This window comes from Nitrobacter sp. (assembly GCF_051535235.1).
Lineage (GTDB): Bacteria > Pseudomonadota > Alphaproteobacteria > Rhizobiales > Xanthobacteraceae > Nitrobacter.
In genome coordinates, this window is record NZ_JBPPLZ010000002.1 from 254,219 (window position 1) to 272,080 (window position 17,862).

Annotated in this window: 16 protein-coding genes; 10 read left to right on the forward strand and 6 right to left on the reverse strand. The window is 63.0% G+C overall.

The window, feature by feature from the left end; all coding sequences use genetic code 11:
- The first annotated feature begins 217 nt into the window (after positions 1-217).
- Both ACS3WA_RS03680 and glyS read left to right on the forward strand, forming a co-directional pair.
- Positions 218-1,162 (forward strand): glycine--tRNA ligase subunit alpha, encoded by a 945-nt coding sequence (locus tag ACS3WA_RS03680; protein WP_438277205.1) that lies wholly within the window; start codon positions 218-220, stop codon positions 1,160-1,162.
- Between the two features lie 3 nt (positions 1,163-1,165).
- Positions 1,166-3,640, forward strand: coding sequence for a glycine--tRNA ligase subunit beta (gene glyS, locus ACS3WA_RS03685; RefSeq protein ID WP_438277206.1), 2,475 nt, complete (start codon positions 1,166-1,168; stop codon positions 3,638-3,640).
- A gap of 175 nt (positions 3,641-3,815) precedes the next feature.
- Here the strand turns inward: glyS and ACS3WA_RS03690 are convergent, their stop codons facing one another.
- Positions 3,816-4,205, reverse strand: a complete 390-nt coding sequence (locus ACS3WA_RS03690) for a DUF1236 domain-containing protein (RefSeq protein ID WP_438277207.1) — start codon at positions 4,203-4,205, stop codon at positions 3,816-3,818.
- A 237-nt stretch (positions 4,206-4,442) separates the two neighbouring features.
- Here ACS3WA_RS03690 and ACS3WA_RS03695 point away from each other — a divergent pair, with 237 nt between their 5' ends.
- Complete coding sequence (locus tag ACS3WA_RS03695; RefSeq protein WP_292620409.1) at positions 4,443-4,598, forward strand: DUF3096 domain-containing protein; 156 nt, start codon at positions 4,443-4,445, stop codon at positions 4,596-4,598.
- A gap of 315 nt (positions 4,599-4,913) precedes the next feature.
- Positions 4,914-5,597: a TetR/AcrR family transcriptional regulator gene (locus ACS3WA_RS03700; RefSeq protein WP_438277208.1), complete on the forward strand. Its 684-nt coding sequence runs from the start codon at positions 4,914-4,916 to the stop codon at positions 5,595-5,597.
- Between the two features lie 147 nt (positions 5,598-5,744).
- Here ACS3WA_RS03700 and ACS3WA_RS03705 read toward each other — a convergent pair whose 3' ends face one another.
- Entirely contained in the window at positions 5,745-6,140 is a 396-nt protein-coding gene (locus ACS3WA_RS03705) for a c-type cytochrome (RefSeq protein ID WP_438277209.1), read from the reverse strand.
- Between the two features lie 409 nt (positions 6,141-6,549).
- Here ACS3WA_RS03705 and ACS3WA_RS03710 point away from each other — a divergent pair, with 409 nt between their 5' ends.
- The 3 genes from ACS3WA_RS03710 to glcF all read left to right on the forward strand — a co-directional run bounded on the left by ACS3WA_RS03710 (position 6,550) and on the right by glcF (position 10,783).
- Entirely contained in the window at positions 6,550-8,043 is a 1,494-nt protein-coding gene (locus ACS3WA_RS03710; RefSeq protein WP_438277210.1) for an FAD-linked oxidase C-terminal domain-containing protein, read from the forward strand.
- Between the two features lie 185 nt (positions 8,044-8,228).
- Positions 8,229-9,470 (forward strand): FAD-binding protein, encoded by a 1,242-nt coding sequence (locus ACS3WA_RS03715; protein WP_438277211.1) that lies wholly within the window; start codon positions 8,229-8,231, stop codon positions 9,468-9,470.
- Positions 9,467-10,783 carry a glycolate oxidase subunit GlcF gene (gene glcF, locus ACS3WA_RS03720; protein WP_438277212.1) on the forward strand — a complete coding sequence of 439 codons (1,317 nt, stop codon included), beginning with the start codon at positions 9,467-9,469 and terminating at the stop codon, positions 10,781-10,783. Before ACS3WA_RS03715 ends, glcF begins: the two co-directional genes overlap by 4 nt.
- On the opposite strand, the gene ACS3WA_RS03725 is transcribed toward glcF, so the two are convergent.
- Positions 10,668-11,168, reverse strand: coding sequence for a hypothetical protein (locus ACS3WA_RS03725; protein WP_438277213.1), 501 nt, complete (start codon positions 11,166-11,168; stop codon positions 10,668-10,670). The genes glcF and ACS3WA_RS03725 overlap by 116 nt on opposite strands.
- Before the next feature lie 622 nt (positions 11,169-11,790).
- Between ACS3WA_RS03725 and ACS3WA_RS03730 the strand changes: the two genes are divergently transcribed.
- Both ACS3WA_RS03730 and ACS3WA_RS03735 read left to right on the forward strand, forming a co-directional pair.
- Positions 11,791-12,804: a TorF family putative porin gene (locus ACS3WA_RS03730; RefSeq protein WP_438277214.1), complete on the forward strand. Its 1,014-nt coding sequence runs from the start codon at positions 11,791-11,793 to the stop codon at positions 12,802-12,804.
- Positions 12,805-12,944: 140 nt separating this feature from the next.
- Positions 12,945-13,358 (forward strand): META domain-containing protein, encoded by a 414-nt coding sequence (locus ACS3WA_RS03735; RefSeq protein WP_438277215.1) that lies wholly within the window; start codon positions 12,945-12,947, stop codon positions 13,356-13,358.
- Positions 13,359-13,620: 262 nt separating this feature from the next.
- Here ACS3WA_RS03735 and ACS3WA_RS03740 read toward each other — a convergent pair whose 3' ends face one another.
- From ACS3WA_RS03740 to ACS3WA_RS03750, 3 genes are all read right to left on the reverse strand, one after another.
- Entirely contained in the window at positions 13,621-14,817 is a 1,197-nt protein-coding gene (locus tag ACS3WA_RS03740; RefSeq protein WP_438277216.1) for a hypothetical protein, read from the reverse strand.
- Positions 14,818-14,923: 106 nt separating this feature from the next.
- Positions 14,924-16,561 carry a chaperonin GroEL gene (groL, locus tag ACS3WA_RS03745; protein WP_438277217.1) on the reverse strand — a complete coding sequence of 546 codons (1,638 nt, stop codon included), beginning with the start codon at positions 16,559-16,561 and terminating at the stop codon, positions 14,924-14,926.
- Between the two features lie 152 nt (positions 16,562-16,713).
- On the reverse strand, positions 16,714-17,010 hold the full coding sequence (locus tag ACS3WA_RS03750; protein WP_438277218.1) for a co-chaperone GroES: 297 nt from the start codon (positions 17,008-17,010) through the stop codon (positions 16,714-16,716).
- A gap of 308 nt (positions 17,011-17,318) precedes the next feature.
- Here ACS3WA_RS03750 and ACS3WA_RS03755 point away from each other — a divergent pair, with 308 nt between their 5' ends.
- Complete coding sequence (locus tag ACS3WA_RS03755) at positions 17,319-17,834, forward strand: hypothetical protein (RefSeq protein WP_438277219.1); 516 nt, start codon at positions 17,319-17,321, stop codon at positions 17,832-17,834.
- Positions 17,835-17,862: the final 28 nt, after the last annotated feature.

The following is a 17,862-nucleotide window of genomic DNA, read 5'->3' on the forward strand; positions in this document are numbered from 1 at the left end:
CGGAACGGTCTTGCCGTTCGCGTGCCCCCGTTATGAATAGCGGGCACCCATGCCCCTCCGGTCCACCGGTTAATCCCGGGACCGAGTTGTGCTGTCATGCGCCGTCATTTGCTGGAATGCCGGCCATTTTCGCTGACCGTTGTCCCGCCATCGCTTGATTTGGGTTTCCCCGGCCGATACGGTCGCCGCGCTTTCACCCGAATCTCCGACAAGTCCGATGGATTCCCTGCCTCCGCACATGCGCCCGGAACGCTCGTTCCAGGGCTTGATCCTGACCCTGCAACGCTATTGGGCCGACTATGGCTGCGTCATTTTGCAGCCCTATGACATGGAGGTGGGGGCGGGCACCTTTCATCCGGCGACCACGCTACGCGCGCTGGGGCCGAAACGCTGGAACGCGGCCTATGTGCAGCCCTCGCGACGTCCCAAGGACGGTCGCTACGGCGAGAATCCCAACCGCCTGCAGCACTACTATCAGTTTCAGGTGATCCTCAAGCCGTCGCCGTCCGACATCCAGGACCTCTATCTGAAATCGCTGGCTGCGATCGGCGTTGACAGCGTGCTGCACGACATCCGTTTCGTCGAGGACGACTGGGAAAGCCCGACGCTGGGGGCGTGGGGTTTGGGGTGGGAATGCTGGTGCGACGGCATGGAAGTCAGCCAGTTCACCTATTTCCAGCAGGTGGCGGGCGTCGAATGCGCGCCGGTGGCGGGCGAACTCACCTACGGGCTGGAGCGGCTGGCGATGTTCGTGCAGGGCGTCGACCGCGTCTACGATCTCAATTTCAACGGCCGCGAGGGCGCCGACAAGGTGAGCTACGGCGATGTGTTCCTGCAGGCCGAGCAGGAATATTCGCGGCATAACTTCGAGCACTCCGACACCGCGATGCTGTTCGAGCAGTTCAGGATGGCCGAAAGCGCGTGCAAAACATATCTCGACGCCGGCTGGCAGGACGATCCGAAGCAGCCCGGCAAGCACGCGGCGCACCTGATGGCACTGCCGGCCTACGACCAATGCATCAAGGCGAGCCACGTCTTCAATCTGCTCGACGCGCGCGGCGTGATCTCCGTGACCGAGCGGCAAAGCTACATCCTGCGCGTGCGCGATCTGGCGAAGGCCTGCGGCGAGGCGTGGCTGCATACTGACGCGGGCGGCGCCTGAGCGATGCCCGATCTTCTGTTCGAACTGTTCTCCGAGGAAATTCCCGCGCGCATGCAGGCGAAGGCGGCGGACGACCTGCGCAGGATGGTTACCGACAAGCTGGTCGCCGAGGGTCTTGTTTATGAGGGCGCGAAAGCCTTCGTCACGCCGCGCCGCCTCGCGCTCACGGTGCACGGCGTTCCGGTGCGTCAACCCGATCTCAAGGATGAGCGCAAGGGACCGAAGGTTGGCGCGCCCGACGCCGCGGTGCAGGGATTCCTAAAGGCGGCGGGATTGAAATCGCTGGATGAGGCCAAGATCCAGCGCGATCCGAAGAAGGGCGATTTCTACGTCGCGCTGATCGAGAAGCCCGGCCGTCCGGCGATCGACGTGCTGGCTGAATTCCTGCCCGTGGTCGTGCGCACCTTCCCGTGGCCGAAGCAGATGCGCTGGGGCGAACGCTCGGCGCAGCCCGGCGCGCTGACCTGGGTGCGGCCGCTGCATTCGATCATCGCGACGTTCGGCCTCGAGACCGAGGACCCTGACGTTGTGCGCTTCGACGTCGCAGGCATCAAAGCAGGGCAGGTCACGCGCGGTCACAGGTTCATGGCGCCGGAAGAACTCAGCGTGCGGCGCTTCGAGGATTACGAGGCGAAGCTGCACGACGCGAAAGTCGTGCTTGATCCGCAGCGACGCAAGGACATCATTCTCGCCGATGCGAAAGAACTGGCGTTTGCGCAAGGCTACGAGCTGATCGAGGATCAGGCGCTGCTCGACGAGGTCGCGGGCCTCGTCGAATGGCCGGTGGTGCTGATGGGTTCGTTCGATGCAGAATTTTTGTCGATACCGGGCGAAGTGATCCGCGCCACCATCCGCAACAACCAGAAGTGCTTTGTGGTCGACGATCCTAAGACAGGCAAGCTCGCCCCCAAATTCATCCTTGTCGCCAACATCGAGGCGAGCGATGGCGGCAAGGCGATCGTCGCCGGCAATGAGCGCGTGATCCGCGCGCGATTGTCCGATGCGAAGTTCTTTTATGAAACCGATCTCAAGACCAAGCTGGAAGACCGGCTGCCGAAATTCGAGCAGATCGTGTTTCACGAAAAGCTCGGCACACAGGCCGAGCGCATCGCGCGCATCGAACGCCTGGCTGCCGAGATCGCTCCGCTGGTCGGTGCGGATGTCGAGAAGGCGAAGCGTGCGGCGCGACTGTGCAAGGCTGATTTGTTGACCGAAGTCGTCGGCGAATTCCCCGAGCTGCAAGGCCTGATGGGGAAATATTATGCACTCGCGCAAGGCGAGGATGCGTCCGTCGCTGCAGCCTGCGAGGAGCATTACAAGCCGCAGGGGCCGAACGACCGCGTGCCGAGCGATCCCGTTTCGATCGCGGTGGCGCTGGCCGACAAGATCGATACGCTGGTCGGCTTCTGGGCGATTGATGAAAAGCCGACGGGTAGCAAGGACCCTTATGCGTTGCGAAGGGCAGCGTTGGGGGTGATCAGGTTGGTGTTGGAGAATGAAATTCGCTGCAACTTAACTTCTATAATTGACATGGCGACCGTGTTGGTTCGCACGCAAAAAATCAGTCGATTGATAAGTCAATTTGGCGGAGTCGCAAACGTCAGTTTCGTTCAAAGAGGAGTTATGATCGGCAGTTTTTCAGTGGTGTCTGGAAATCTGATGGAAAGTCTGAACATTGGCCCCGATGCTGCCGTTAATCAGGAGCGGCTTCACGATTTGACGCTGGGCATTACAGTAAGCTCCTTAGTCGAACAGGAGAGACCGGACGGTGAATTCTACTATGTACCCGGGACCTATGATGCGCATGCAGTAGAAGTTTTTTCAATCTCCGCTAATCTCCTCTCCTTCTTCGCCGACCGCCTGAAAGTCCAACTCCGCGAGCAGGGCGCGCGGCACGATCTTGTCGATGCCGTGTTTGCGCTGTCTTCCACCTCCTCCTTGAGGGGGGAGGTCGCGGCGCGCAGCGCCGCGGGAGGGGGTGGCTCCTCGCAGAAAGATCACCCCACCCCATCGCTGCGCGATGACCCTCCCCCTCAAGGGGAGGGTGGAATGCAGGACGATCTCCTGATGATCGTCCGCCGCGTTGAGGCGCTCGGAAAATTCCTCGACACTGACGACGGCAGGAATCTGCTCGCCGGCACCAAGCGCGCGTCGAACATCCTCGCCATCGAGGAGAAGAAGGACAAGCGCAGCTTCGATGGCGTACCGGATGCCTCGCTCTACAGGCTCGACGAAGAGAAAGCGCTTGCTAAGGCCATCGATCAGGCAAAGGTTGAAGCAAGCGCTGCTGTCGCCAAGGAAGACTTCGCGAGCGCCATGGCTGCGATGGCGAAACTGCGGCCGGCGGTCGATGCCTTCTTCGACAAGGTGAAGGTCAACGACGACGATCCGAAGATCCGCGAAAACCGCCTGAAGCTGCTCAACGAGATTCGCGCCGCGACACGCACGGTCGCGGATTTTTCCAGGATTCAGGATTGATGATGCAGCGGTTTCCGCGCCTCTCGCGGTAAACCGGAAACCCCGTCCCTGGAGGTGACGGGACGGGGCTCCGGCTGCCCGCGTGGCGGCGGCTCCGATCGTGCCGCTGTTGTCACGCGAACTGACCTTGAAAACCGAACGCGCCCTTCGCACGTGGCGGACCGGGCACGGATGCTCAGTCGACCACCTGCATGATGCGGCGCGTGCGCGGCTCGATCAGAACGGTTTCGCCATTTACGACGGTGTAGCGATAGGGCGTCGCGCCGAAACGCTGCGGCACGTCGTAAAGCGTTACGCCTTCGTCAGCCAGGACCGCGCCGATGACGATGTTTTGCGAAACGGTGTATGAGGGGATGCGCTCGGTCACGACGTATTCGCGAAACGCCGGAAGCTGCTCGTTGACAATCCCGCCATTGGCATCGACTTCGACCGGCTGGGTGACGACCATCTCGGTCGACGGAGCAGCGCCGACCGTGACGCCTTGCGCGTGAGCAGCGAGCGTGGTGCCAAGGGTCGTGCCAAGTACAGTCGCAAATGCGGCAACAGCCGCAGCCGTATGTCTCATGATCGACCTCATTTCTTTATAGTGCCGAATGTGCGCAAGCGAGGCGCACAGTCGGGCTGTCATGCCAATTCATCCGACCTGCCAACGTTCCCGCCTCCAGCTTGGCATTTCTGCGGCGTTTTTCGGCAATGTCACAAATGAGGCGGAACAGCAGATCGACCGCGGCCGCTATCATGAAGCCGGCGCGGCGGATAAAGTTTTCCGCGATTCGCAAATCGCATCAGTGGAGATTTCTCAATGGTCATCACGGCAGCGCATATCCAGCCCATCGTGGCACTGATCGCAGGCATCCTGATCCTGTTGATGCCGCGCTTCCTCAATTTCGTCATCGCCATCTATCTCATCTTCGTCGGCCTTCAGGGTCTCGGCGTGTTGAAGATGCTTCACCTCTGATGCTTGCGATGGCCGCACGCACGATTTAGCGGAGCGCGCCTCTAGGGACGCGCAGGCGGGGTTGCGCGTCCGGTCAGGTTGCGCCGCTGACCGTGATGACGATCGTGACGGGCGGCCGAATGTCGCTTGCCTTCCGACCTGAACAGGTATTCAGTCCTTCAGGTGCCGGTGCCGGTGCCGGTGCCGGCGGCGGTCTGCCAGAGCATGATTCCGAAAAGCGGAAACGGTTTCGGATAGGATCATGCTCAACCGGCGGGATAGATTTAGCCTCCGATTCAACGCGGTTGAACCGGATGCTAAGGACATGAAACGCGCATGGTGTATCGGCGGACCCAACAGGTCGTGAAGCGCCTCGCCGCGCGTCGCCGCGCCATTTTGACGGCGGCGCGGGATACGGCCAGCAGCGGCGGCATGGCGGCGGTGCAGATCGCTCCCGTCGCGGTTCGCGCCAACGTCGCCGCCGGCACGGTCTATCGTTATTTTCCCTCCAAGGCGGATCTGATCTCCGAACTGATAAAGGAAGTTTCGCGCGACGAACTGGCCGCGATAAGCGCCGCCGCCGAGGCGGCGCCGGGGCCGTCCTCGGCGCTGGCTGCCGCCCTCGCGACCGTTGCCGTGCACATGGTGTCGCACCGGAAACTGGCGTGGGGCATTCTGGCGGAGCCGATCGATGTCGATGTGGCGGTAACGCGTCTGGCGAGCCGCCGCGAGATCGCCGGCGAGATCGAGAAGCGTATCATCGCTGCCGTGCGTGCCGGACATCTGCCGGCGCAGGATACGTCGCTGGCTGCGACTGCGCTGCTTGGCGCGCTGCAGGAATCACTTGTTGGTCCGCTGACACCGGATAATCTCGATGATCCGGCGAGGCTGCGCGACGTGGTGCAGACCGCCACCTTGCTGGCGTTGCGCGCGGTCGGCGTGACCGATGCGCGCGCCCGTGGCCTTGTGGTGCAGGCTGCCCTGCCGACCATGATGCCGGCAGGGGAGCGCGTGGGCTAGAGTCAATGGAGCCCTTCTGATGAAATCAGAAACCAGGCTCCATGATTTTGTTTTGACGCGTTTTCTTGATGCGAACCGGTGATGCGAACCGGTATGCATCCTCAGGTCAAGCCCGAGGACATGCTTCGCTCGAAACGCTACAGGGCGTTACTTGACCTTGCCGTCCTTGTCGAACTGCGAGACGTAGGCCCAGAGATTGTCGAGTTCGCTCTGCTTGGTAATGCCGGCGAACACCATTTTGATGCCCGGAATCTTGGCCTTGGGGTTCTTGATGTATTCCTCGAACTCCTTCTGATTCCAGGTAATGCCGGAATTCTTCATGGCGTCCGAATAGGCATAGCCTGCTTCGGTGCCGGCCTTGCGTCCGTCCAGGCCATTGAGGTCAGGTCCGACCTTGTTCGTAGCGCCCGGGCCGATGGCATGACAGGCCATGCACTTGTTGAAGGCAGACTTCCCGGCTTCTACGTCCGCCGCGGACGAACTGCCTACGCTAGCAAGCGCGAAACCGAGGACGGTCAATGCGGAGATGGCGAACGTTTTCATGGAGACCTCTGAGTTCCTAGTGGTGGCTTCAGGCTGAAGCGGTTGGGATTTACCTCTCCTGAGAGGAAAGGTCGGTGTCTGGATTCTGTAGCACGCAGGTCGTGCGACAACCTTGGATGCGAACCGCAGAATCGAAGGATACCACCGATCTTAGAATGATTCGAGTGTGATTTAGGCGCAAAAAAGGCCATCTGGCGGGCTCGCCGGGTGCGCGGCAGCCGTTTCATATTTTGGCCAGTCGCGCTGCGGCCGCGACTTTATCGCGCAACCCTAGCATTCGGCCGAAACGCGAACAATCCTATTTAACTAAAGGCCGGCGATGCCTACACAAGACGTACGAAGTGTGGTTGATCCGGCTGGTTTTGTTGCGACCGCCGCGATCAGATCGCAACGCCGGAGCATCTGCCATATGCCCATTGTGATGCCCGCATCGGATCAGGCGGTGCTCGATCGCCGCGATGCCATCGTCGCGGACCTGAGCGCGATCGTGCCGGGCGAAGGCGTGATCTCCAGCGCCGCGGAAATGCTGCCGTATGAATCGGACGCCCTGACCGCCTATCGTCAGCCGCCCATGGTGGTGGTGTTGCCGGAAACCACGGAGCAGGTGTCGCGCGTTCTGAAATATTGCTTCGAGAACGGCATCAAGGTGGTGCCGCGCGGCTCCGGCACCTCGCTGTCGGGGGGAGCATTGCCGCTGGAGGATGCGGTGCTGCTGGGGCTGGGCAAATTCAAGCGCATCCGCGAGATCGATTTCGACAACCGCGTCGTCGTCACCGAGCCCGGCGTCACCAATCTCGCCATCAGCCAGGCGGTGGCCCATGCGGGCTTCTACTACGCGCCCGATCCGTCATCGCAGATCGCCTGCTCGATCGGCGGCAACATCGCGGAAAATTCCGGCGGCATTCACTGCCTGAAATACGGCATGACCACCAACAACGTGCTCGGCTGCGAGCTCGTGCTGATGTCGGGTGAAATCCTGCGGATCGGCGGCAAGGCGCCCGAGAGCGCGGGTTACGACCTTATGGGAATTATCACCGGCTCCGAAGGGCTGCTCGGCGTCGTCACCGAGGTCACGGTTCGTATCCTGAGAAAGCCGGAAACCGCGCGGGCGTTGATGGTCGGCTTCGCGCAAGTCGAGGCGGCAGGTGCGTGCGTCGCGAAGATCATCGGCGCCGGCATCATTCCCGGCGGCATGGAGATGATGGACAAGCCCGCGATCCACGCCGCGGAAGCCTTCGTTCATGCCGGCTATCCGCTCGATGTCGAGGCGTTGCTGATCATCGAGCTTGACGGTTCTTCAATCGAGGTCGACGAACTCATCAAGCGGGTCGAGGCCATCGCGCTGGGTTGCGGATCGACCACCTGCCGGATTTCCGGTTCGGAAGCCGAGCGCGACCTGTTCTGGGCTGGCCGCAAGGCGGCGTTTCCGGCGGTCGGCCGCATCTCGCCGGACTATCTCTGCATGGATGGCACCATTCCGCGCGGCGCGCTGCCGCGGGCGCTGGCGCGCATCCGCGAACTCGGCGAGAAATACGGCCTCGGCGTCGCCAACGTATTCCATGCCGGCGACGGCAATCTTCACCCGCTTATTCTTTACGATGCCAACAAGCCGGGGGAGATGGACAAGGCGGAAGCGTTCGGCGCGGAGATACTGCGCTGCTGCGTCGAACTCGGCGGGGTTCTGACCGGCGAGCACGGCGTCGGGATCGAGAAGCGCGACCTGATGCCTCATATGTTCAGCGAGGTCGATCTCGACCAGCAGCAGCGGCTGAAATGCGCGTTCGATCCGCAGGGGCTGCTCAATCCGGGAAAGATGTTTCCGACGCTGCACCGCTGCGCCGAACTCGGCCGCGTCCATGTGCATGGCGGCAAGCTGGCGTTTCCGGATCTGCCGAGGTTTTGAGTCCGTGGTTGAGATAGAAGATCGATGAGAAAACTCGGCATCGCGTTCGGGCACGAATTGCTCTCTCCCCTTTTGTGGAGGAGAGGTGGAGAGGGGAGTAACCCCGGCTCCGGATTTCGTTGCTTGCCCCCCTCGCTAACCCTCCCCCACAAGGGGGGAGGGAACACAGCAGTCTGCGGGCAGCCGTGACTGTCCTGCGCATCCGGGACGCCGCCGACGTGGAAGCCGCCGTGCGCGCCGCGATCGCCGGTGAGCAGCCGCTCGAGATCATCGGCCACGGTTCGAAGCGGCCCATCGGGCATGCGATGGCGACCAATGCGGTGCTCGACGTCTCGGCGCTGAATGCGGTGACCTCCTATGAGCCGAACGAACTCATCATCACGGTGCAGGCCGGCGCTGCGCTCGATGACGTGCTGTCGCTGATCGATTCAAGGAACCAGCAGTTCGCGTTCGAGCCGATGGACACCGCCGCATTGCTCGACGCTCGCTCGGGCCGCGGCACCATCGGCGGCATGATCGGGGCCGGGCTCGCCGGCCCGCGCCGCATCAAGGCCGGCGGCGTGCGCGATCATCTGCTCGGCGTTCACGCCGTCTCCGGCTTCGGCGACAGTTTCAAGGCCGGCGGCCGGGTGGTGAAGAACGTCACCGGCTACGATCTCTGCAAGCTGCTGGCGGGATCGTGGGGCACGCTCGCGGTCATGACCGAGGTGACGCTCAAGGTGATGCCCAAGGCCGAGGCGGAACGCTCGCTGGTGCTGCGCGGGCTCGACGACGTCACCGCCAATCGCGCGCTGACGGCGGCGCTGGGCTCGCCGTACGACGTCTCGGGGGCGGCGCATGTGCCGGGCACGGCTCGCGGGGCCGCGCAGGGCGCGCTTGCCGGCCTTGCAACGGCAGGAAAGGCAGTAACGGTGTTGCGGCTGGAAGGCATCGCCGCTTCGGTCGCTCACCGCGCGTCGGCGCTCGCTGCGGACCTTGCCTCGTTCGGAACGGCCGAACTCGTCGAGGACGCGCAGTCGGCTGCCCTGTGGCGCGATATCCGCGACGTCATTCCGTTCGCGGCCGGCGGGGCGTTCGGCGCGTATCCGGTGTGGCGGATCGTCTGCCCGCCGGCGCGAGGCGGTGCGTTCGGTCAGGCGGTGGCGCGCGAGACCGGCGGCGAGGTGATCTACGACTGGGGCGGCGGATTGATCTGGGCGGCGCTGCCGCCCTCGGCCGATGCCCATGCCGCGCCGCTGCGCCGGCGGCTCGCCGGCATCGGCGGCCATGCGACCCTGCTGCGGGCCGACGAGGGAACGCGACGCGCGGTCGATGTGTTTCATCCGCAGGCGAAGGGCGTCGCCGCATTGTCCGAGAGGGTGCGGCAGAGCTTCGATCCGAAAAGCATTCTCAATCGCGGCAGGCTGGCCCGGACCCCGATCTCATGAAGACCGAATTCACGCCTGCTCAACTGGCCGATCCGGACATCGCCGAGGCCGACAAGATCCTCCGCAAGTGCGTGCATTGCGGGTTCTGCACGGCGACGTGCCCGACCTATGTGCTGCTCGGCGACGAACTCGACAGCCCGCGCGGCCGGATCTACCTGATCAAGCAGATGCTCGAAAAGAACGAGCCGCCGACCACCGAGGTCGTGAAGCATATCGACCGCTGCCTGTCCTGCCTCGCCTGCATGACGACGTGCCCCTCGGGGGTCAACTACATGCATCTGGTCGATCAGGCGCGGGTCAGGATCGCGAAGGAGTACCAGCGACCGCTTCCCGAACGGCTGCTTCGAATGGTTCTCGCCTATGTGCTGCCGCGGCCGAAACTGTTTCGGGCCAGCATGATCCTGGCGCGTCTTGGCCGCCCCGTCGCGGCGCTGCTGCCGGGATCAAAAGCGGGCGCGACGACGCCGACGTTCCTGCGCCGAATCAAGGCGATGCTGGCGCTCGCGCCGGCGTCGCTGCCCTCTCCCGGGGCGGCCGCCGGCAGTGTGTTCCCGGCGAAGGGTTTGAGGCGCGGCCGCGTCGCGCTGCTGCAGGGCTGCGCCCAGCAGGTGCTGGCGCCGCGCATCAACGAGGCCGCCATCAGCCTGTTGACCCGCCACGGCGTCGAGGTGGTGCTGGTCGCGGACGAGCAGTGTTGCGGCGCGCTGACGCATCACATGGGCGACGACCGCGATGCGTTGGCGCGGGCGCGGGCCAACATCACGGCCTGGCTCACCGAGGCGGAACGCGGCGGGCTCGACGCCATCGTGGTGACGGCGTCGGGCTGCGGCACCGTCATCAAGGACTACGGTTACCTGTTGCGGGAGGACCGCGATTACGCCGCCCCGGCCGCGAGGGTCTCGGGCCTCGCCAAGGACATCACCGAGTACGTCGCGAGCCTCGATCTGCCTGCGCCGCAGAGGCGCAGCGATCTTGTCATCGCCTATCATTCCGCCTGTTCGCTTCAGCACGGGCAGAAAATCACGCGACTTCCGAAAGATTTGCTTTCCAAGAATGGATTCGTGGTGAAAGATATACCCGAGAGTCATTTGTGTTGCGGTTCGGCGGGGACGTACAACATTCTCCAGCCTGACATTGCGAACAGTTTGCGCGACCGGAAGGTCGCCAATATCGCAAGCGTCAAGCCAGACATGATCGCTACCGGCAATATCGGGTGCATGGTCCAGATTGCTGGTGGAACGTCGGTCCCTGTTGTTCACACGATTGAACTTCTCGACTGGGCGACAGGCGGCCCCCGGCCAGGATTGAATTGATCGCCGGCAACAGGAGGACCACGATGGCTAAGAAATCCAGGAAGGCGAAGAGCGTCAAGGCCAAGAAGAGCAAGAAGAAGGCCGTAGCGACGAAGAGGAAATCGGCGAAGAAGTCGGTGAAGACGTCTTCGAAAAAGAAGGCGGCGAAGAAATCTGCGAAGAAAACCGCAAAAAAAGCCGCCAAGAAATCCGCAAAGAAAGCCGGCAAGAAATCAGCAAAGAAATCGGCCCGGAAGTCTCCGAAGAAAACCGCCAGCAAATCGTCCGGAGCATCCGCGAGCAAGCCGGCGGCCAAACGGCGGGCTTCGACGAAGAAGGCCGCAGCCAAGCGAGCCGCGCCGCGGCCTGCGTCCACCGCTTCCACGCTGACCTCGAGTTGGGCCATGCCCGAGCCCGCTGCTCCGTCCCATGGTCATACGGATCATGCGACGGATCATACCCATGGGTCGGGTTCGACGGGTGAGGGCAACTAGAACCCTGCTTCCAACTCCGTGAGGAAGCGGGGAGGCGCCATCCTCGGGTCGGGCCGAGGACATGCTTCGCTCGAAAGCTGGAGCGTCCCGATTCCGATGTTCGCATGCCGCACGGTGATCTTTGGTGCGAACTTCGGAATCTAAGGGAACACTGGCAAGTCTGACCTGAGCCGGGTCGCAGCGTCACCGCTGCGGCCCTTTATTTTTGTAAAAAGTCAGTTTCGGAACCCTGGCCGATCGATCGTCAACGCGACACGACCTGCGCACGCGGCGGCGCTCGCTCTGCGAAATCCTGCGATCGAGAGCGTTGCGACACACTCAGGCGATCTGCGACACACCGGCGAACAATGTGTTGCAAGCACGCCCGGACGCACAAATAGGCGGCAAATGCTCGCTATTTCGGCTTTCCGGCTTTCAGCGTCGGCTTCATTCTTGGTTAAGGAAAAGGAAATCGGTTTCGGTCAATTTCCCTTCGCGGCCTCTGTGACTTGTTCGCGGCTTCAACGCGTGGGGGCTTTTGGGGAGGGGTTCGTCATGAAGACAATGATTCTGGCGGCAGCGGCGCTGGCGATGACGGCAAGCTCGGCGCTGGCGGCGGACATGGCGGTGAAGGCCCACAAGGCGCCGCCTCCGGTCGCATTCGATCCGTGGGACATCGCCTTCGGCGCCGGCGTGGTGAGCGACTACGTGTTCCGCGGCGTGACGCAGTCGAACCACAAGCCGTCGGTGACCGCTTACTTCGAGCCTCGCTATAACGTCACCAAGGACTTGCAGCTTTACGTCGGCTCGGCGGTCGAGAGCATTTCCTTCGCCAACCGCGCGGCGGCCGAAGTCGATGTCTACGGCGGCATCCGACCGACTTTCGGCGCCTTTGCCTTTGACTTCGGCGTCTGGGGTTACCTGTATCCCGGCGGCACCTGCTACTACGGCGCTCCCACGGACACCGCAGGCCGTCTGCTGAGCGCGGAATGCGCGAACAACGTCCTCCTCAACGGCAACGTCATGAAGAAGGACGTGAGCTTCTTCGAAGGCTTCGCCAAGGTGAACTACACCGTCAGCGACAACTGGGCCGTCGGCCTGAACGAAAACTACTCCCCGAACTTCCTGAACACCGGCGCGTGGGGCAACTACGCGTCGATCACCGCCAAGTACACCGCGCCCGCCGCAGTGTTCGGAGCCAGCGGCGTCGGCATGTACGTGTCGGGTGAGTTCGGCCGCCAGTGGCTCGGAACGTCGGACTCGTTTTACGGCACCGGCATTGCCGCGGCGGGCTTCGCCGGTCCGTTTCCGAACGGCATCAAGTATGCCGATTACAACACCTGGAACATCGGCGTCGGCCTCACCTACAAGGTGTTTACGCTGGATCTGCGCTACTCCGACAGCGATCTGTCGAAGGGGGACTGCAACGCATTCACATCCGACTTCACCGCGCCGCTCAATGGCAGCTTTACGAGCATCAATCCGGGCGGCGCCGGTTCCAACTGGTGCGGCGCGACTTTCATCGCCAAGCTGTCGGCTGACCTGACCGCGATGACCAGCCTGAAATAGCAGGTGCTCTTTCCCCGAGGGCGATGCGTGGCGGAAGCGATGGTGATGCTGCGGGTGCAATCACGTCCGATCGGCAGGCTTCACGTCGGCTGGTCCGCGCTGTAGAACGGCGCATAGCGATCACCATTCAACGAGGGCAGATGGCAGCAAGGTTCGGCTTCCGGTCCGGCGTCATCGCGGCTGTGGTCGCGATCGCAAGCGTCGGTGTAGGGCCGGCTTCGGCGCAGGACGGGTTTCCGTTCGGCCTGGAGATGACGCTCGATGCGCCGCCCCAGCCCGGCTCCAAGCGGGTGCCGTCGCTGGACGTCGGCGACAGCGGCGAGGCCAGGCTTGAGTTGTGGTGCAAGGGCGGCAAAGGTCAGTTCTCGGTCGCCGGCAACACGATCATCTTCGCGGCCGGCCCGCTGGAGGACCGCGCCTGTCCGCCGGAGACAGCCAAGGCCGATGACGATCTGCTCGCGGCGCTTTCTGCTGTAACCACCTGGACGCGGCAGGGCGACGAAATCTCGTTCGTCGGTCCGACGACGCTGCGTTTTCATCTCAATACGAACTAAGAGCGGAGGCTGCACTCAATCGCAGCGAACGACTTTTCACCCCTCCCGCTTGCGGGGGAGGTCGACCGGCGAAGCCGGGCGGGTGGGGTATTCTTCACTAATGCTGCTTCCTTGAGTGCCCCCACCCCAACCCTTTCAGAGCGAGCTTTGCTCGTCTCGACCCGCAAGCGGGAGAGGGAGCCGGCTGTGCACTAATGATGCGTTTCGCTCTGGATATGACTCCGCGCACGGATCGCAATCCTGTGCCGCGGAGAGAAGGGCCTTATTTCCAGGCCGATTTGTCGGCGTTCCAGCGCTGCGCCTTGAAGTGCTTTGCCAGCGCGTCCACAGCACCGCTGTCGTCGGTTTCGACGTCCTCGTCTTCTCCCGAGGACTGGTCGTCGGCCAGGTTGAGCTTCGGCCCATCGCTTTCGTCCGCGGTGGTCGTCGAGGGGACGCCGATCCAGAGCATCATGTGATCGGATCCGCCGGGCTTGTCGGAGGCGGGCAACGCGGCCACCTCGATGGTATCGGTCAGTCCAAGCGCAGGAACGACCTCGCTCGGGCGCTTGAAGGTAAGAGTAAGCTTGCCGGTGTCATCACTCCATTTTGTCGACACCGGCTTTGCGTCCAGGGCTTTTTCCAGCACGCCGGAAATGGCGGTCGCGAGCTTGTCGCGATTGAGCTTGCCGTTGTCGCGCCATTCCGCGGCCGGGAAGCGGATGGTGCGGTCCATGTCGAACAGTCCGGAACTCCAGCCGGCGGCGATCACGCCCGGCAATGCCTTCAACCGGGCGATGAGGGAGGGCGCGCGCTCCGGATCGACGTTGATGTCGATGACCTGCGCGCCGGCCCGCAGCGCCTCGCAGGTCACCTCGAGACTGTTCAGCGCCACTTCGACGTTTTGTCCTCGCAGTCCCTTGAGCAGATCGGCGGCTGCGTCGAGTTTGACTTTCACGGCGATTGCCTCGGGAGACACCTCGGTGAAATCCTTCGGCGTGGCTGTGATGCCGTCGTCGGTTGTCCGGCTCTCGTTGAACTCGGCCTCGCTGAGATCGGAATTGTCGGTCGACGTCACCTTGGTGACGGTCTGACCGACGCTGACCCGGCCGTCGAACTCGAACGTATCGCCGGTGGGCTTGCGGGTGAGCGTCACCGTGACCGGCAGCTTGTCGCCGATGCTTTGGGTCGTGCCGGTCAGGGTCGAGCCGTTCACCGCAAGGTTGACGACGAAGCGGTCCTTGCGATCGGAGCCCTTTTCCGCGGGGTAACACGCATCGAGAACGGCGCCGGTGACGGTCTTGCCCTGGCGGGTTTCCTTGAGAATGATGTCGGCGTTGCCTTCCATCAGCCCGTCGATGGAGGTGAAGTATCGCACCTCGGCGCCGCCCGGCGGTTTGGGAAGCGGCCTGTCCTGCGCGAACAGCAGGCTCGGTGAGATCACCATCAGGCCGCCCAGGCACCACAGCAGCGTGCGCATAAGGAATCCCCGTTTGTCGAATCGACTGACACCCTAAAACCCGCTTCGCCAAAAAAGAAGGCCGCCCGGAGGCAGCCTTCTGGCGAAGTCGTGCAGTCGGAAGGGCTCAGAAATCCATGCCGCCCATTCCTCCGCCGCCGGGCATGGCCGGCGCGGCGTCTTCCTTCGGCAGTTCGGCCACCATGGCTTCGGTGGTCACGAGCAGGCCCGCGACCGACGAGGCATCCTGCAACGCGGTGCGCACGACCTTGGCGGGATCGATGATGCCCTTGGCGACCATGTCGACATACTCTTCCTTCTGGGCGTCGAAGCCGAAGGTCTCGGTCTTGTTTTCGAGAACCTTGCCGACAACGATGGATGGCTCCATACCGGCGTTTTCCGCGATCTGGCGGATCGGGGCTTCCAGCGCCTTCAGCACGATGTTGATGCCGGCCTGCACGTCCGGATTGTCGTTGACGATGCGGCCGACCGCTTTCCTGGCGCGCAGCAGGGCGGTACCGCCGCCCGGCACGATGCCTTCCTGCACGGCCGCGCGGGTGGCGTTGAGCGCATCCTCGACGCGATCCTTCTTCTCCTTGACCTCGACCTCGGTCGCGCCGCCGACGCGGATCACCGCGACGCCGCCGGCGAGCTTGGCCAGACGCTCCTGCAGCTTCTCACGGTCGTAGTCCGAGGTGGTCTCCTCGATCTGCGCCTTGATCTGCCCGACCCGGGCCTCGATATCCTTCTTCTTGCCGGCGCCGTTGACGATGGTGGTGTTCTCCTTGTCGATCAGCACTTTCTTGGCGCGGCCGAGCATGTTCAAGCTGACATTCTCGAGCTTCATGCCGAGATCGTCGGAGATGAGCTGGCCATTGGTCAGGATCGCGATGTCCTCCAGCATGGCCTTGCGCCGGTCGCCGAAGCCCGGCGCTTTCACCGCGGCCACTTTCAGGCCGCCGCGCAGACGGTTGACCACGAGCGCCGCCAGCGCCTCGCCCTCGACATCCTCCGCGACGATCAGAAGCGGCCTGCCCGACTTCACCACCGCCTCGAGCACCGGCAGCAAGGCCTGAAGGCCGGACAGCTTCTTCTCGTGCAGCAGGATATAGGCGTCGTCGAGTTCGGCGGTCATCTTCTCGGCATTGGTGATGAAATAGGGCGAGAGATAGCCGCGGTCGAACTTCATGCCCTCGACGATATCGACGTCGGTTTCGAGCGACTTGTTCTCCTCGACGGTGATGACGCCCTCGTTGCCGACTTTCTGCATCGCCTGCGCGATCATCTTGCCGATCGAGGTGTCGCCGTTGGACGAGATAGTGCCGACCTGCGCGACTTCGGCCGAGGAGGCGACCGGCTTGGCGCGCTTCTCGATGTCCTTGACCACGGCCGCGACCGCGATGTCGATGCCGCGCTTCAGATCCATCGGGTTCATGCCGGCGGCGACCGCCTTGGCGCCCTCGCGGACGATGGACTGCGCCAGCACGGTGGCGGTGGTGGTGCCGTCGCCCGCGGTGTCGTTGGTCTTTGAGGCGACCTCGCGCACCATCTGTGCGCCCATGTTCTCGAACCTGTCTTCGAGCTGGATCTCCTTGGCGACGGTGACGCCGTCCTTGGTGATGCGGGGAGCGCCGAAGCTCTTCTCGATCAGGACGTTGCGTCCCTTCGGGCCGAGGGTCACCTTCACCGCGTTGGCGAGGATATCGACGCCACGCAACATGCGCTCGCGCGCCTCGCCGGAAAACCTGACGTCTTTTGCGGCCATTGATGTTACTCCTTTAAGGAAAGGCTCCTGTTGTCGTCATGGCCGGACTGGTTCCGGTGATCCACGTCTTGTTTTTCCGGTTGAAGGGAAGAAGACGTGGATCACCGGGACAAGTGCGGTGATGACGCTCGGTGCAAGAAGCCGGATCGTGCTTAGCTCAAAACGCCCATGATGTCGGATTCCTTCATGATGAGGAGGTCCTGGCCGTCGAGCTTGATCTCGGTACCCGACCACTTGCCGAACAGCACCTTGTCCCCGACCTTGATGTCGATGGGAACCAGCTTGCCGGCCTCGTCGCGTCCGCCCGGACCGACGGCCACGACTTCGCCCTGCGAGGGCTTTTCCCTGGCGGTGTCGGGAATGATGATGCCGCCCTTGGTTTTTTCATCGGCATCGAGGCGTTTGACCACAACACGGTCATGCAGCGGACGAAATTTGGTTTTAGCCATGGCGGCTCCTCCGGGGGTTCGCAGGTCTCTGAATTGCCATCGACGGATTGCATGCGCCGAGATCCGCAGCGCGCGAGCGATTCGTATCTTTGGCAATCATGTTCCGAGAGTGCTAGTCGTTGGCGGGGAATATGGCTTGGCAGCCATGCTGTCAAGCAAACGCCCTTAAGCCGTTGGTGAGGGGCGTGTAGGATAGTGCTAACCAAGTCGTGGCGTCTCTGCGATCGCGGGGTATGGATCGCCGCGGCCACATTTTCAGGGTCTGGCTGTCGGCGTGGCGGTCGGGGAATTCGGTCGGGGAATAGACGATGGTCAGATCAGACGGCGCGCGCGCGGCTTTGAACCTTGGGGCGGCTGCGGCCCTTGCGATGTTTGTCGGCGGATGCGGGTCGATCGGATCGATCGGACTGTCGACCCAGCCGGCGCAGCCACCGCAGCCAGCCGTCGAGCCCGAAATTCCGGCAACGATCCGCGCTGACGAACTCGTCGGACGTTGGGGTCTTGCATCCTACCAGAATCCGAACGACCGGGCGCGGACCGAAGCCGCAGCCAAGGCGCAATGCCGCAATCCCTACGTGATCGGCGCCGGCGGCAACGGTGGCGTGATCATGCATCTCGCCGACGAGGCGACGCCGCAGGAATTGCGGCTGAAGGGCAGCCAGAGCGGCAAGAACTATATCGGACCGGAGGGGCCGGCGGGCGGCGCGAAAGATCGCGAGATCGTTTCTTTCGACGGCCGCGTCCTCATCACCCGCTTCATCGATCCCGATGCGGCGACCCGCTACGGCAACATGGTGTATGTCCGCTGCGCGCCGCAGCGTTGATCGCCGGGTGCGATTTCAGGGACATGGC